Here is a 15,287-nt window from a genome sequence, read left to right as displayed (position 1 = left end):
CGGCCGCGCCCCGCGCCGGCCTGCTAGGCCGGGTTGTTGCGCCGCCTGACCAGGATCAGGACCAGGACGACGAGCCCGGCGGCGAGCGCCCCGGCGGCCGCACCGAGCAGCGGCATCGCCCAGCCGGGCGAGGCCGAGGAGCCCCGCCCGCCTCCGCTGTCGATGGCGGCCTGGCGGTAGACCTGCGCCAGCAGGTTGCCGGGCGACTGCTCGGCCACCGCACCGAAGCGGTCGGCCGCGGTGGAGTTCTGGCCGGCGAAGTACGCGTCGAGACCGCTGCGGTACAGCTTGTCCGACTCCCCGAGGGTGCTCTGCACGCCTGCGGTGGAGAGCAGGTCGGTCATCGTGGACACCGGCACCACGAGCCGGTTCGCCTTGTCCGGCCGCAGGAGGTCGTTGTCCAGCATCCCCACGACCCGACCGCTCGGGTCGATGGCGATCCCGCCCCACGAGGAGAGCCCCAGGTCGTCGTTGATCCGGTACGCCTGCACCGGCGACTGAGCGTCCACTCCGGTCACCGTCACCGGCTTCGTCACCACCGCGTAGGAGGCGGAACGGTAGCTGGTGTCGGTGGTGTTGTAGCCGAGGATGAGCAGGGACGTGTCCGCCGCGACGGTGGCGGAGGGGTTCAGCTCCGCGGCCGGGAGGTTGCCCTGCTCGAGCTTGACCAGGGCGAGGTTCCCGGCGTCGAGGGCGAGGGCCTGCACGACGGCACCGGGGATCGCCGGGCTGTCCGTGACGTCGCCCTTGGCCACGTTGAGCTGACCGTAGAGCTTGGCCTCCGGCTCGGTGCCGGGCTCGGCGCCGGTGAAGAGGGTGGTCTTCATCCGCGCGCTGGTGAACGCGGCGACGTTCTTGCTGCTGAGGGCGCCCTCGGTGACGAGCGCGTTGGCCAGGGCACCCAGCGCGTTGCCGATGAGAATGTCCTGGGTGGGGCGGACGCACTGGCTGTTGGTGAGGACGTGGCCGTCGGGGTTGACCACGACACCGCTGCACCGCCGGTTGAAGGTGACCGGCGTCTTGCGGAGCAGAGTGTTGCCCTGCTTGCTGCGGACGTAACCGGTGAAGATGACCTCGATGAACACCATGGACGGTCCGGCCGTCGCCAGCGCCCGCTCCTCCGGGCTGCGCAACGCGGCCTGCGCCCAGGGCTTCAGGCCCGGGTTGACCGCGGCCGGGCTGGGGAAGGCGGTGGAGGCGACGGTCGGCTGTGGCGCGGGGTTGTCGGTGTCGTCGCCGGAGATCGCCGAGACGCCGACGCCACCGGCCACGACGGCGACCAGCAGCAGCGCGGCGAGCGCGGCCCAGAGTCCGGTCTGCCGCCGGGGTTGGGGCCCGGTGGGCGTGATCCGGCGGGCCGGGGCGGCGAACGGGTCGTGCGGCGGGGCGCTGACCGGCCGCGGGTGCTCCGCCGGCGGCGCGGGGGACATCTGCTGCGGCGGGGACGACACCTGGTGCGGCACCGCGGCGTGCATCGCCCACGGCAGCGGCGGGCCGGACGTGGGGCTCGGCGAGCCGGAGGTTGGTACCCCCGAGACCGGCTGCGGCGGGCCCGCCACCGCGCCCGTCTCGGGAATGAGGACCTCCGCCTCGGACTCGGCCGGGTGCAGGTCCATGCCGAGGCTCTGGAACAGCCGCTGCGCCCCCATCCCCTCCTCGGAGGGGTATGCCACCCAGGGCTTGGCGGCGGCGAAGTCGGCGTTGACGTAGCGCTGGCCGCCCGGGGTCAGCGCCATGGCGTTGGCCGCGTTGGCGAAGGCCTCCCGCCACGGCTGGTCGGTGGCCGCGGCGCCCTCGAGGACCGCCACCGTCACCAACCGGTCATGCCCGTCGATGGCCCACCACGCCGTGCCCACCTGGCACACGCCGAGCGTTTCGGTGAACCTGTACGGACCGACCGGCTGCATGCCACCACTCCTCTGTTCCTCCGCCGTGCGGATAGTACAGAGGCGACGCACCCGGCGTCGTCGCCCGGGAGGCGGCCGACTGGTCACCGTTTCGGCGGCCGGAGGTTGCGCTGTGAAAGTTTTCATGCATAGAGTCCCCCCATGAATGAAAGCGGTGCGGCACCCCCCGACCGCCTGCTCGACCTCTTCCACGACGTACGGCTCACCCCCACCCAGCGCCGGATCGCGCACTGCCTGGTGCAGCACGCGGGCGCGGCGGCGTACCTCTCCGCGGCCGAGGTGGCCGAGCTGGCCGGGGTGAGCCAGCCGTCGGTCACCCGGTTCGCGATGGCGCTCGGGCACGACGGCTACCCCGCGCTGCGCCGCCGGCTGCGGGAGCTGGGCGCCGGCGGGGGCACCCCGCCGGCCGACGGGGACAACCCACTCCAGCGGGCGGTCCGTGCCGAGATGGGCAACCTCGACCGGCTCGCCGGCGAACTCGCCGACGCCAGCCGGCTCGCCGAGGTGGGCAAGCTGCTCGCGGCCAGCCGCCCGCTGCCGGTGCTCGGCCTGCGCGCCGCCGCGCCGCTGGCCGCGTACTTCGCGTACTTCGCCGCGAAGGTGCACCCGGACGTGCGGGTGCTCGACGACGGGGGCAGCCTCCTCGCCGACCGGCTCGAGCAGGCCGCCGCGGCCGGGGCGGGCGCGCTGCTCGCCTTCGTGCTGCCCCGCTACCCCCGGGAGACCCTGGACGCGCTGCGCGAGGCCCGGGACCTCGGGCTGACCGTCGTCGCGATCACCGACTCGCCGGTGAGCCCGGCGACCGACCACGCCGACGTGGTGCTCCCCGCCGCCGTCGGCACCGACCTGGTCTTCGATCTGCACACCGCCCCGATGACCCTGGCCATGGTGGTGCTCCAGGCGATCTGCGACGCCGCCCCGGCCGAGACCCAGGCCCGGCTCGAGGCGTTCGAGTCGTCCGCCGCCCGCCGCCAGTTGTTCCTCGGCTGAGAGGAGTACGAGATGCACCAGCCCGTCCGCGCCGCCCGCGGCACCGCACGCACCGCAAAGGGGTGGCCGCAGGAGGCCGCGCTGCGGATGCTGATGAACAACCTCGACCCCGAGGTGGCCGAGCGCCCCGAGGACCTGGTGGTCTACGGCGGCACCGGGAAGGCCGCCCGGGACTGGCCGTCGTACCACGCGCTGGTGCGGACGCTGACCGAGCTGCGCGACGACGAGACGATGCTGGTGCAGTCCGGCCGCCCGGTCGGCGTCATGCGCACCCACGAGTGGGCGCCCCGGGTGCTGCTGGCCAACTCCAACCTGGTCGGGGACTGGGCCACCTGGCCGGAGTTCCGCCGGCTGGAGCAGCTCGGCCTGACCATGTACGGGCAGATGACCGCCGGTTCGTGGATCTACATCGGCACCCAGGGCATCCTCCAGGGCACGTACGAGACGTTCGCCGCGGTCGCCGCCAAGCGCTTCGATGGCAGCCTCGCCGGGACACTGACGCTCACCGCCGGCTGCGGCGGGATGGGCGGGGCGCAGCCCCTGGCCGTGACCATGAACGGCGGCGCCTGCCTGATCGTGGACGTGGACCGCAGCCGGCTGGAGCGGCGGGCGCACGACCGCTACCTGGACGAGATCGCCGACTCGCTGGACGACGCGGTCGAGCGGGTGCTCGCCGCGAAGCGGGACCGGCGGGCGCTGAGCGTCGGTGTGGTCGGCAACGGCGCCACGGTCTTCCCCGAACTGCTGCGCCGGGGCGTCGCCATCGACATCGTCACCGACCAGACCAGCGCGCACGACCCGCTGTCGTACCTGCCGGAGGGGGTGGAACTGGCCGACGCCCGGGACTACGCGGCGGCCAAGCCGGCCGAGTTCACCGACCGGGCGCGGGCCTCGATGGCCAAGCACGTCGAGGCGATGGTCGGCTTCCTCGACGCGGGCGCCGAGGTCTTCGACTACGGCAACTCGATCCGCGGCGAGGCGAAGCTCGGCGGGTTCGAGCGGGCCTTCGACTTCCCCGGCTTCGTGCCCGCGTACATCCGGCCGCTGTTCTGCGAGGGCAAGGGCCCGTTCCGGTGGGCGGCACTCTCCGGCGACCCGGCCGACATCGCGGCCACCGACCGGGCCATCCTCGACCTGTTCCCGGAGAACGAGTCCCTCGCCCGGTGGATCCGGCTGGCCGGCGAGCGGGTCGCCTTCCAGGGCCTGCCGGCGCGGATCTGCTGGCTCGGCTACGGCGAGCGGGACAAGGCCGGGGTGCGGTTCAACGAGATGGTCGCCTCCGGTGAGCTGAGCGCGCCGGTGGTGATCGGCCGGGACCACCTGGACTGCGGCAGCGTGGCCAGCCCCTACCGGGAGACCGAGGCGATGGCCGACGGGTCCGACGCGATCGCCGACTGGCCGCTGCTCAACGCCCTGGTCAACACCGCCAGCGGCGCGTCCTGGGTGTCCATCCACCACGGCGGCGGCGTGGGCATCGGCCGGTCCATCCACGCCGGCCAGGTCTGCGTGGCCGACGGCAGCGCCCTCGCCGGGCAGAAGATCGAGCGGGTGCTCACCAACGACCCGGCGATGGGCGTCATCCGGCACGTCGACGCCGGCTACGACGCGGCCGGCGAGGTGGCGCAGCGGACCGGCGTGCGCGTCCCGATGACCGAGGGCCCGGCGTGACCGACCTGGCTGCCCGGTTCCGCAAGCTCTGGGACGAGATCGCCCCGGTCGGGCGGGACGCGGGCAGCGGCGGCTACCTGCGCTACGCGCTGACCGAGCCGGAACTCACCCTGCGGGCCTGGTTCCGGGAGCAGGCCGACGCGCGGGGCCTGCCGGTGCGGGAGGACGGCAACGGCAACCTGTTCGCCTGGTGGGGTGACCCGGCGGCCGGCGGCGCGGTGCTGACCGGCAGCCACTTCGACTCGGTGCCGCACGGCGGGGCGTACGACGGGCCGCTCGGCATCGTCAGCGCGTTCCTCGCCGTGGACGAGCTGCGGTCGGCCGGGGTCACCCCGGTCCGGCCGGTGGCGGTGGCCGCGTTCGTCGAGGAGGAGGGGGCCCGGTTCGGCGTACCCTGCCTGGGGTCGCGGCTGCTCACCGGGGAGATCGCGGTGGACCGCGCGGCCGGGCTGCGGGACGCGGCCGGGGTGACCTTCGCCGAGGCGCTGGGCGACCGGCCGGCGGGCGCCGACCCGGGCCTGCTCGGCCGCTTCGCGGCCTTCGTGGAGCTGCACGTCGAGCAGGGCCGCGCGCTGGTCGACCGGGCCGCGCCGGTCGCGGTGGCCAGCGCGATCTGGCCGCACGGCCGCTGGCGGTTCGACTTCCACGGCGAGGGCAACCACGCGGGTACGACCCGGATGGCCGACCGCCGCGACCCGATGCTCACCTACGCGTTCACCGTGCTCGCGGCGAACAAGGAGGCCCGGCTGCGCGACGCGCACGCCACGGTCGGCCGGGTGGCGGTGGAGCCGAACGCCACCAACGCCATCCCGGCCCGGGTGACCGGTTGGCTGGACGCCCGGGCGGCCGAGCCGGCGACGCTGCACGGCCTGGTCGAGGCGGTCCAGGCCAAGGCGGCCGAGCGGGCCCGGCGGGACGGCACCGAGCTGACCTGCACGCAGGAGTCGGCGACCCCGCTGGTGGCGTTCGACGGCGGGCTGGCCGACCGGCTGGCCCGGCTGCTGGACGCGCCGGTGCTGCCCACCGGGGCGGGACACGACGCCGGGGTGCTGGCCGCGCACCTGCCCACCGCCATGCTGTTCGTACGGAACCCGACCGGGGTGTCGCACTCCCCCGCCGAGTCCGCCACCGACGCCGACTGCGCCGCCGGGGTGACCGCCCTGGCCCGGGTGCTGGAGGAGCTGGCATGCCGCTGACCCGCTGGCTGGCCGAGTACGCCTGGCTGCCCGACCACGCCGAGCCCACCCCGGACGTGTTGATCGAGGCCGAGGACGGCCGGATCACCGCCGTCACGCCGCTGGTGGGCGGCGGGGGCACGCCGGCCGCCGGGGTCGAGGTGCTCCGGGACGCCACCCGGCTGCCCGGGCTCACCCTGCCGGGGCTGGCCAACGCCCACTCGCACGCCTTCCACCGGGCGCTGCGCGGGCGGACCCACGGCGGGCGGGGCGACTTCTGGAGCTGGCGGGACGTGATGTACTCCGTCGCGGCCCGGCTCGACCCCGACTCGTACCTGGCCCTGGCCCGGGCCGCGTACGCCGAGATGGCGCTCGCCGGGATCACCTGCGTGGGCGAGTTCCACTACCTGCACCACGGGCCGGACGGGAAGCCGTACGACGACCCGAACGCGATGTCGGCGGCGCTGGTCGAGGCCGCCGCGCACGCCGGGGTCCGGCTCACCCTGCTCGACACCGCGTACCTGACCGCGAGCGTGGCCGGGGACCCGCTGACCGGGCCGCAGCGCCGGTTCGGCGACGGGGACGCGCTGCGCTGGGCGGACCGGGTGAGCGCCTTCACCCCGGAGGACGACCACGTCCGGCTGGGCGCGGCGATCCACTCGGTCCGCGCGGTGCCCGCCGGGCAGCTCGCCACCGTGGCCGGCTGGGCCGACCGCCAGGGCCTGCCGCTGCACGTGCACCTCTCCGAGCAGCCGGCCGAGAACGACGCCTGCCGGGCCGTGCACGGCTGCACCCCCACCCGGCTGCTGGCCGAGCACGGGGTGCTCGGCCCGCACACCACCGCCGTGCACGCCACCCACCCAACCGGGGCCGACATCAGCCTGCTCGGGGAGAGCCGGACCGGGGTCTGCCTCTGTCCCACCACCGAGCGGGACCTGGCCGACGGGATCGGGCCGGTTCGGCGGATGGCCGAGGCGGGCAGCCCGCTCAGCCTGGGCAGCGACAGCCACGCGGTGGTCGACCTCTTCGAGGAGGCCCGCGCGGTCGAGCTGGACGAGCGGCTGCGCACCCGCAAGCGGGGGCACTTCACCGCCGTCGAGCTGCTCACCGCCGCCACCGTCGGCGGGCACGCCGCACTCGGCTGGGGCGACGCCGGCCGGCTGGCGGTGGGCGACCGGGCCGACCTGGTCGCGGTACGGCTGGACAGCGCCCGGACCGCCGGGGTGCCGCCGGTCGGCGCGTTCTTCGCGGCCACCGCCGCCGACGTGACCACCGTGGTGGTCGACGGGCGGACCGTGGTCGCCGAGGGCCGCCACCTGACCGTCGACGTGCCGGCCGAGCTGCACGACGCCATCACGGAGGTGACTCGCTCATGAGCAGCCTGCTGGTGGACAACATCGGGGAGCTGGTCACCAACACCCCGTGGGAGGGTGAGGCCGACCCGCTGGGCCTGCGCCGCGACGTCGCCCTGCTGGTCGAGGACGGGCAGGTGGCCTGGATCGGGCCGGCCCGGGACGCCCCGGCCGCCGACCGGCGGATCGACGCCGGGGGCGGGGCCGTGCTGCCCGGTTTCGTGGACAGCCACGCCCACCTGGTCTTCGCCGGGGACCGGGCCGCCGAGTTCGCCGCCCGGATGGCCGGCCAGCCGTACACCGGGGGTGGGATCCGGACCACCGTCGGCGCCACCCGCGCCGCCTCCGACGACGAGCTGCGGGCCACCGTCCGGCGGCTGCGCGGCGAGGCGATGCGGCAGGGCAGCACCACGGTCGAGATCAAGAGCGGGTACGGGCTCACCGTCGCCGACGAGGCACGCTCGCTGCGGATCGCCGCCGAGTTCACCGGGGACACCACCTTCCTCGGTGCGCACGTGGTCCCCGCCGAGTACGCCGACCGCCCGGACGACTACGTGGGCATGGTGTGCGGGCCGATGCTGGCCGCCGCCGCCCCGTACGCCCGGTGGATCGACGTGTTCTGTGAGCGGGGCGCCTTCGACGTGGACCACGCCCGGGCGATCCTCGCCTGCGGGCAGGCCGTCGGGCTGGGCGTGCGGGTGCACGCCAACCAGCTCGGCCCCGGGCCGGGCGTGCAGCTCGGGGTGGAGCTGGGCGCGGCCAGCGTCGACCACTGCACCCACTTGTCCGACGCCGACGTCGACGCGCTCGCCGGCTCGGAGACCGTCGCCACGCTGCTGCCCGGGGCGGAGTTCTCCACCCGATCGCCGTACCCGGACGCCCGCCGGCTGCTCGACGCCGGGGTGACCGTCGCGCTGGCCACCGACTGCAACCCCGGCTCGTCGTACACCTCGTCGATGCCGTTCTGCGTCGCGCTCGCCGTACGCGAGATGCGGATGACCCCGGCGGAGGCCGTGTGGGCCGCGACCGCCGGCGGGGCGGCGGCGCTGCGCCGCACCGACGTGGGCCGGCTCGCGCGGGGCGCGCGGGCCGACCTGATGATCCTCGACGCCCCGTCCCACCTGCACCTGGCCTACCGGCCAGGGGTCCCCCTGATCCGCCAGGTTCTGCACAACGGAGTGCCGCAATGTCGACCGTAGTCATCCAGCCCACCGGGATCTCCCCCGCCGACGTGCTCGCCGTGGCCCGCGGCACCGCCAAGGTCGTCCTCGACCCCGCCACCGTGGCGGCGATGGCGGCCAGCCGGTCCATCGTGGACGGCATCGAGGCCGCCGGCCGGCCGGTGTACGGCGTCTCCACCGGCTTCGGTGCGCTCGCCAACACCTTCGTCGCGCCCGAGCGGCGGGCCGAGCTGCAGCACGCGCTGATCCGCTCGCACGCCGCCGGCGTCGGCGCGCCGATGCCCCGCGAGGTGGTCCGCGCGATGATGCTGCTGCGAGTACGCTCGCTCGCCCTCGGCCGCTCCGGGGTCCGGCCGCTCGTCGCCGAGGCCCTGGTGGACCTGCTCAACCACGACGTCACCCCATGGGTGCCGGAGCACGGCTCGCTGGGTGCCTCCGGCGACCTGGCCCCGCTCGCGCACTGCGCGCTGGTGCTGCTCGGCGAGGGCTGGGTGCTCGGCCCGGCCGGTGACCGGATCCCGGCGGCGGACGCGCTGCGCCGGGTCGGGCTGGCGCCGGTCGAGCTGGCCGCCAAGGAGGGGCTGGCGCTGATCAACGGCACCGACGGCATGCTCGGCATGCTGCTGCTGGCGATCCACGACGCCCGGCACCTGTTCGCCATGGCCGACGTCACCGCCGCGCTGGCGATCGAGGCGATGCTCGGCTCGGAGCGGCCGTTCCTGCCGGAGCTGCACGCCATCCGGCCGCACCCCGGCCAGGCGGCGTCGGCGGCGAACATCCACAAGCTGCTGCAGAACTCGGCGGTGATGGACTCGCACCGCGACGACCTGGCGCACGCGGTGCAGGACGCGTACTCGATGCGCTGCGCGCCGCAGGTGGCCGGCGCGGCCCGGGACACCCTCGACTTCGTCGAGGTGGTGGCCGGCCGGGAGCTGCTGTCGGTGGTCGACAACCCGGTGGTGCTGCCGGACGGGCGGGTCGAGTCGACCGGCAACTTCCACGGGGCGCCGCTCGGCTTCGCCGCCGACTACCTGGCCATCGCCGCCGCCGAGGTGGGCGCGATCGCCGAGCGCCGGGTGGACCGGCTGCTGGACGTCACCCGCTCCCGGGAACTGCCGGCGTTCCTCTCCCCCGACGCCGGGGTCAACTCCGGGCTGATGATCGCCCAGTACACGGCCGCCGGCATCGTCGCCGAGAACCGGCGGCTGGCCGCCCCCGCCTCGGTCGACTCGCTGCCCACCAGCGGCATGCAGGAGGACCACGTCTCGATGGGCTGGGCCGCGGCCAAGAAGCTGCGGACCGTGCTGGACAACCTGACCAGCCTGCTCGCGGTGGAGCTGCTGGCCGCCGTACGCGGGCTCCAGCTGCGCGCCCCGCTGACCCCGTCCCCGGCCGGCCGGGCCGCGCTGGCCGCGCTCGGAGAGGTGATCGGCGAGCCGGGTCCGGACGTGTTCCTCGCCCCGCTGATGGAGGCTGCGCGGGAGGCGTTGAGCGGCCCTGAGCTGCGGGCGGCGATCGAGCGGGAGGTGGGCTCGCTGGGCTGAGCGGCAGCGCTGTCGGCCGGGGCTGCTACCGTTCGCCGCCGTGAGCGACGACGACGCGGTGACTGCCCCGGACCCTACCGACACCCTTGACGGGGACGACCTGCGCGACGAGATCCGGGCCTTCGTACGCCGGCAGGTGGCGCTGGCCGAGCTGCCCGCGGCGGCGATCGTCGTGGAGACGGTGGAGTACCTGGACGGCGAGGCCGAGGAGGCCCGGGTCGCGGAGCTGGCCTGGGCGGTCGTGGCCGAGGAGCTGACCGCGCACCTCACCGACCAGGAGAGCTGGCCGGAGGTGACCGACAGCGACCGGCTCACCGCCGCGTTCCGGGCGCTCACCGCCGCCGGTGTGGTTGCCCGGGAGAGCTTCACCTGCTGCCAGAACTGCGGCGTCGCCGAGATCGGCGACGACGTGCCGCGCGGAGTGACCCCGCGCGGCTACGCCTTCTATCACCGGCAGGACGCCGAGCACGGCGTCGACGGACAGGGGGTGTATCTCGCGTACGGGCCGCAGCAGTCCGCGGCGGAGATCGGCGTGGAGGTGGCGGCGGCGTTGCGCGCCGAGGGGCTGGCCGTCAACTGGAACGGCAGTGTCGGCAGCCGGATCCACGTGCCGCTGGACTGGCGGCGGCGCCGGGTCGGCCGGCTCGCCGCCGTACCCGTCACTGCCGACGGCGACGTCGAGGTCGACGTGGAGCTGCTGGGCACGTGGACCGGACGGCACGCCCCGACGGATGGGCCGGCGCCCGCCGGGCGGTTCACCGCTCTGCACCTGCCGTGGCTGCCGGCTGCCGTCCGGGTCCGCCTGACCTGGGAAGACCGGTCGGTCGAGGTCCGGCGCGACGGCGACGCGCTGGTCGGGACGGTTGCGGACGGGCCGGAGCTGACGGTGGGCCGGCACGACGGGATCGCGCTGGTTCGCCGGCTGCGCGGCCTGCCGCCGAGCGGTGCGCCGACGCCGGCCCCGGTCGGCTTCGTCGAGGTAACCGGCGACCACCCGTACGGCTCGGACCGGGACGTGCCGATGGACTTGGCGGAACTGCTGGCCGTGTTGCACGCCATGCGCCCGCTCAGTTACGACTTCCTCACCTGCGTCGGCCGCTCCGGCGGCTGCGTGCAGACCACCTGGGAGCCGGACGGGCTCTGGGTGGAGGAGCTGGACACCGAGGCGGGGGTCGTGGTCGGCCGCTACGCGACGCTGGCCGAGGTGGAACGGGTGCTCACCGTGCTGGCCGTGGAGGACCGGGTGGCGGTGCGGGGGCTGGGCGACCTGACCACCGTGCACCTCCGCTGAGCGGTCCTCGCTCAAGGCGCCGCAGCGCTCCACACTGGAGGCATGGAACAGCCCACCGTCGGCGCCCTGGCGCCGCCCCGGTGGCGCCGGCTGGTCTGGCCGGCCGTCATCGGGTACGCCCTGGTCGCGGCGGCCGCCCGGCCGCTCACCGGGCCGGCGGCGGCCGCCGTCCTGCTGCCCGGCGGCGTGCTCCTCGTCGCGGGCCTGCGCCGTACGCCCGGCCGGCTCCGGCGGGTCGGGCGGCGCGCCGCCGTGACCTGGCTCGGTCTCGGGGTGCTGTTCTGCCTGTGGGAGCTGGGTGCGTTCCTGGCCGGCAACGACGAAGCGCACCCGACCTTCAGCATCCTCGCCGACCCGGTGCTCGCCACCTGGCCCGGACGGGTCGCCGGGTATCTGCTCTGGCTCGGCACCGGCGCCTGGCTGGTGACCCGGTGACCGCCCGGGGGCTGATCGCCGCCGGCTTCGCCGCGATCCTGCTGCTGATGGTGGCCGTCGACGCGCTCGGGCGGCGGCGGGCCGGCCCGGCCGGGGTGCCGCTCGGCGCGGCGCTGACCGCAGCGCTGCGCACCACCGGCGGCCGGGCGCTGGTCCTCGGCGTCTGGCTCTGGCTCGGCTGGCACTTCCTGGCCCGGTGACGGGCCGGCGGCGTGAGCCGGCAGGGCGACGGCGGTGCGGCCGTCGCCGGCCGCTCAGGCGGCGGGCGGGAGGACCTTGGCGACCAGCTTGGCCAGCTCGCGTAGGGCCTTGCCGCGGTGGCTGACGGCGTCCTTCTCCTCGGGGGTCAGCTCCGCGTTGGTCCGCTCCTGGCCGTCGCCGAGGAAGATCGGGTCGTACCCGAAGCCGCCCTCGCCGCGCGGCGCGCGCAGCAGCCGGCCGGACTGGCGGCCGTCGACCAGGTGCTCCTTGCCGCCGGGCAGCACCAGGGCCACGGTGCAGACGAAGGCGGCGCCCCGGTGCTCGTCCGGCACGTCGGCGACCTGGTCCAGCACCAGCTGGAGGTTGGCCTGGTCGTCGCCGTGCCGGCCGGACCAGCGGGCGCTGAACACGCCCGGCATGCCGTTGAGCGCGTCCGCGGCCAGCCCGGAGTCGTCGGCGATGGTCGGCAGGCCGGTGCGCCGGCAGCCCTCCCGCGCCTTGATCAGCGCGTTCTCGCCGAAGGTGAGGCCGGTCTCCGGCAGCTCCGGATATTCCTCGACGTCGTCGAGGCCGAGTAGGGCGATCCGGTGCGCGCCGAGCGCGCCGTCCAGGATCCGCTGCAGCTCGACCAGCTTCTTCCGGTTCCGGGTGGCGAGGAGGACCTTGTTCATCAGGTGAGCGCCTTCCGCTGCGCGTCGGCCAGTTCCAGACAGCCCGCCACACCCAGGTCGAGCAGGGCGTCGAGCTGGTCACGGGCGAAGACGCCGGCCTCGCCCGTCCCCTGCACCTCGACGAAGTCGCCGGTCCCGGTGCAGACCACGTTCATGTCGACCTCGGCGGCGACGTCCTCCTCGTAGCAGAGGTCCAGCCGTGCCTCGCCGGCGATGATGCCGACGCTGACCGCCGCCACCGACCGGTGCATCACCTTCTCCACCTTGCCGGCGAGCGCCTTACGCTCGGCCAGCCAGGTGACCGCGTCGTGCAGCGCCACGTACGCGCCGGTGATCGCGGCGGTCCGGGTGCCGCCGTCGGCCTGGAGCACGTCGCAGTCGAGCACGACCGAGTTCTCCCCGAGGGCCTTCAGGTCGACGCAGGCGCGCAGGCTGCGGCCGATCAGCCGGGAGATCTCGTGGGTCCGCCCGCCGATCTTCCCCCGGACGCTCTCCCGGTCCGAGCGGGTGTTCGTGGCCCGCGGCAGCATCGCGTACTCGGCGGTCACCCAGCCGAGGCCGGAGCCCTTGCGCCAGCGGGGCACCCCCTCGGTCACGCTCGCCGTGCAGAGCACCCGGGTCGCGCCGAACTCGACGAGGACCGAGCCCTCCGGGTGGGTGCTCCAGCCCCGGGTCAGGGTCACCGGTCGGAGTTGGTCGGGCCGCCGCCCGTCAGGTCGCGCCATGCCTGCACCTTATGCGGTGCCGTGATCGAACCGTCCCCGGGTGCCCCACCGGTCAGTCGTGCCAGCCGATGCTCAGGGTCACGGTGACGGAGCCGTCGCGGCCCCGGGGCACGACGGCCACGACGGACGCCGTCATCTCGAAGCCTTCGCGCTTCCACTGGAAGACCCGGCAGTCGGAGAGGTCCGGCTCGGCGAGGCAGGTCCGCATCCGGTCCACGGTGATCGGCAGGCCGGCGTTGGTCAGCCACGCCTGCAGGCTCTGCGCCAGGTCCACCGGGCAGACGCCCCGCTCGCAGGTGAGCTCGTAGGTGGCCCCGACGCTCTTCTCGCCCTCCCGGACGCCGTCGCTGGTGAAGCCGGCCGGCACGCCCGCGTCGGCCATCATCTCCTTGCGCTGCTCCTGCTGCTGCCGGGGCCGGTACCAGCCGTCGTAGGTGAACGCGCCGCAGCAGCAGAGCACGAGCAGCACCGCGCCGACCGCGAGCAGGATCCCCACCACCCGACCGGCGCCGGATCGCTTGCGCGCCGCCGGGTGCGGGCCGGGCGGAAAGGGCCCGGGGTACGGCGGCGCGGGCGGCGGGTAGCCGCCGGGCGGACCGGGGTACGGCCGGCCGGGCGCGGGCGGCTGCGGACCGGTGGCCGGCCAGCCCGGCACCGGCGGCTGCGGCCCCGTGGCCGGCCGGCCCGGCGCGGGCGGCCAGCCCTGTGGGCCGGGCTGCTGGTGCGGGTCGGGATGGCCGGATGAGGGGTCGGTCACCCGGGCGATCCTAGGGCCCGTTCACCGCCTCGGCTGTCCCGTCGCGCGTGGGCGGACCGGTCGAGCGCGGGCCGCCGCCGGCCGGGGCGACCACCGGCACCCCACTCGCGGCGGCTTCCTGGAGGGTCTGTCCGAACGTCTCGTGCGGTCCGGTGTGGACGAAGACGTCGAGGCCGGCACAGAGCCGGGCCAGCGCGTCACCGTGCTGGACGCCGAGGAACCGCACCCCGGGCAGGGCGTGTTCGAGCTGCGGCCGGGCCGGGCCGTCGCCGGCTACCACGACCCGTACGCCCGGCAGCGCGGCGATCGCCGCCAGCAGGTCGACCCGCTTCTCCGGGGCCAACCGACCGTCGTGGCCGACGAGCAGTTAGACGTCGTAGCAGGCGCCGGGCCGCACCACGTCCAGCGGCCCGGTGTACGCGCCGGCCGCCGCCTCCACGGTGTGCGACTCGCTGCCCCAGGCCGCCACCAGGTGGGTGAGCAGCAGCCGGCCCACGCCCGCCTTGGTGGCGTACTCGCCGGCCTCCCGGCCGGTGAGGTGCAGGTCCGGTGGGTTCTCCACCCCGTCGAGGTAGCTGGCCTCGCAGAGGAAGAGGTCGGCGCCCTGGGCCAGGCGCAGCAGCGCGTCGCAGGGCGCGGTGTCCGACGAGTAGCAGAACACGCGGCCGCTGTGCTCCAGCCGCACGCCGTACGTCTCGACCGGATGGTTCATCTGGTCGACGGTCACCGTGAACGGGCCGATCGGGAAGGTGCCCGGCTGCAGTCCGTAGAACTGGTAGACGTCCTCGACGGTGCTGCCCTCCTGTCCGTACGCGGCGGCGATCCGGTCCGGTGCGCCGGAGGGGGCGTACACCGGCAGGGCCGGGTACGGGCCGTCGGGGGCGTATCGGCGCACCACGACGTACGACACCGCGTCGAGCATGTGGTCGCAGTGCAGGTGGGTGAGGAGGATGGCGTCGGGGGCGTGCAGCCCGACGTACCGCTGGAGGGTGGAGAGCGCCCCCGAGCCGAAGTCGATCAGGAGTTTGAAGCCCTCCGCCTCCACCAGGTAGGCGGAGCAGGGGGCCTCGGGGCCGGGGAAGCTGCCCGCGCAGCCGAGGACGGTCAGTCGCATCCGGTCGCCTCGATATCACGCCTCGTAGTCGACACGCCGGCGGTCGCCCCGCCGATGATCTCTACCGACGCGTACGCCACGCTGCGCAGCCTACGCGCCGGCCCGGTCGGGCAAGAATCATCTACCGGAAGTTGTCATCAACGTGACACCCGTACGCGTCCGGCCCCGGGCAGGACGGTCGGGGCGGGCGGGGGGGGGGGGGCGGGCGGCCCCCCCCCCCCCCCCGGTAAGGCCCGAGCTGTGCCTCCCAGGTGTCCCCGGCAGCCCGGGAGGGGC

At 75.2% G+C, this 15,287-nt stretch carries 14 protein-coding genes and 1 pseudogene; 9 read left to right on the top strand and 6 right to left on the bottom strand.

Going from position 1 to position 15,287, the window contains the following annotated elements; all coding sequences use genetic code 11:
• Positions 1-23: 23 nt before the first annotated feature.
• Positions 24-1,907 carry a S1 family peptidase gene (locus ACZ6S5_RS16375; RefSeq protein WP_466001103.1) on the bottom strand — a complete coding sequence of 628 codons (1,884 nt, stop codon included), beginning with the start codon at positions 1,905-1,907 and terminating at the stop codon, positions 24-26.
• A 141-nt stretch (positions 1,908-2,048) separates the two neighbouring features.
• Between ACZ6S5_RS16375 and ACZ6S5_RS16370 the strand changes: the two genes are divergently transcribed.
• From ACZ6S5_RS16370 to ACZ6S5_RS16330, 9 genes are read left to right on the top strand one after another with little or no spacing between them, the layout of a single operon-like run.
• The gene (locus ACZ6S5_RS16370; RefSeq protein WP_466001101.1) at positions 2,049-2,897 is read left to right on the top strand and encodes a MurR/RpiR family transcriptional regulator; all 849 of its coding nucleotides are present in this window, start codon (positions 2,049-2,051) and stop codon (positions 2,895-2,897) included.
• Positions 2,898-2,909: 12 nt separating this feature from the next.
• Positions 2,910-4,565: a urocanate hydratase gene (gene hutU, locus ACZ6S5_RS16365; protein ID WP_466001099.1), complete on the top strand. Its 1,656-nt coding sequence runs from the start codon at positions 2,910-2,912 to the stop codon at positions 4,563-4,565.
• Positions 4,562-5,761: an allantoate amidohydrolase gene (locus tag ACZ6S5_RS16360; protein ID WP_466001097.1), complete on the top strand. Its 1,200-nt coding sequence runs from the start codon at positions 4,562-4,564 to the stop codon at positions 5,759-5,761. Before hutU ends, ACZ6S5_RS16360 begins: the two co-directional genes overlap by 4 nt.
• A complete protein-coding gene (locus tag ACZ6S5_RS16355) occupies positions 5,758-7,116 on the top strand; it encodes a formimidoylglutamate deiminase (protein WP_466001287.1) in 1,359 nt (452 codons plus the stop codon). Before ACZ6S5_RS16360 ends, ACZ6S5_RS16355 begins: the two co-directional genes overlap by 4 nt.
• Positions 7,113-8,291: an imidazolonepropionase gene (gene hutI, locus ACZ6S5_RS16350; protein ID WP_466001095.1), complete on the top strand. Its 1,179-nt coding sequence runs from the start codon at positions 7,113-7,115 to the stop codon at positions 8,289-8,291. The genes ACZ6S5_RS16355 and hutI overlap by 4 nt, the downstream gene beginning before the upstream one ends.
• On the top strand, positions 8,279-9,817 hold the full coding sequence (gene hutH / locus ACZ6S5_RS16345) for a histidine ammonia-lyase (protein ID WP_466001093.1): 1,539 nt from the start codon (positions 8,279-8,281) through the stop codon (positions 9,815-9,817). The genes hutI and hutH overlap by 13 nt, the downstream gene beginning before the upstream one ends.
• A gap of 40 nt (positions 9,818-9,857) precedes the next feature.
• The gene (locus ACZ6S5_RS16340; RefSeq protein WP_466001091.1) at positions 9,858-11,108 is read left to right on the top strand and encodes a DUF6891 domain-containing protein; all 1,251 of its coding nucleotides are present in this window, start codon (positions 9,858-9,860) and stop codon (positions 11,106-11,108) included.
• A gap of 42 nt (positions 11,109-11,150) precedes the next feature.
• Entirely contained in the window at positions 11,151-11,543 is a 393-nt protein-coding gene (locus tag ACZ6S5_RS16335) for a hypothetical protein (RefSeq protein ID WP_466001089.1), read from the top strand.
• The gene (locus ACZ6S5_RS16330) at positions 11,540-11,743 is read left to right on the top strand and encodes a DUF6186 family protein (protein WP_466001087.1); all 204 of its coding nucleotides are present in this window, start codon (positions 11,540-11,542) and stop codon (positions 11,741-11,743) included. The genes ACZ6S5_RS16335 and ACZ6S5_RS16330 overlap by 4 nt, the downstream gene beginning before the upstream one ends.
• 54 nt (positions 11,744-11,797) lie before the next feature.
• Here the strand turns inward: ACZ6S5_RS16330 and rdgB are convergent, their stop codons facing one another.
• From rdgB to ACZ6S5_RS16305, 5 genes and pseudogenes are all read right to left on the bottom strand, one after another.
• Positions 11,798-12,415 (bottom strand): RdgB/HAM1 family non-canonical purine NTP pyrophosphatase, encoded by a 618-nt coding sequence (gene rdgB / locus ACZ6S5_RS16325; protein ID WP_466001085.1) that lies wholly within the window; start codon positions 12,413-12,415, stop codon positions 11,798-11,800.
• Complete coding sequence (rph, locus tag ACZ6S5_RS16320; RefSeq protein WP_466001083.1) at positions 12,415-13,140, bottom strand: ribonuclease PH; 726 nt, start codon at positions 13,138-13,140, stop codon at positions 12,415-12,417. The genes rdgB and rph overlap by 1 nt, the downstream gene beginning before the upstream one ends.
• Before the next feature lie 52 nt (positions 13,141-13,192).
• Positions 13,193-13,897 carry a hypothetical protein gene (locus ACZ6S5_RS16315; RefSeq protein ID WP_466001081.1) on the bottom strand — a complete coding sequence of 235 codons (705 nt, stop codon included), beginning with the start codon at positions 13,895-13,897 and terminating at the stop codon, positions 13,193-13,195.
• Positions 13,898-13,964: 67 nt separating this feature from the next.
• Positions 13,965-14,264: pseudogene (locus tag ACZ6S5_RS16310) on the bottom strand (glycosyltransferase); the annotation flags it as partial.
• On the bottom strand, positions 14,265-15,011 hold the full coding sequence (locus ACZ6S5_RS16305) for an MBL fold metallo-hydrolase (protein WP_466001079.1): 747 nt from the start codon (positions 15,009-15,011) through the stop codon (positions 14,265-14,267).
• Positions 15,012-15,287 lie beyond the last annotated feature (276 nt).

Source organism: Micromonospora sp. NPDC051924 (genome assembly GCF_055586005.1).
The sequence above is the reverse complement of the archived record's forward strand: the minus strand, read 5'-3'. Positions and strand labels throughout refer to the sequence as shown.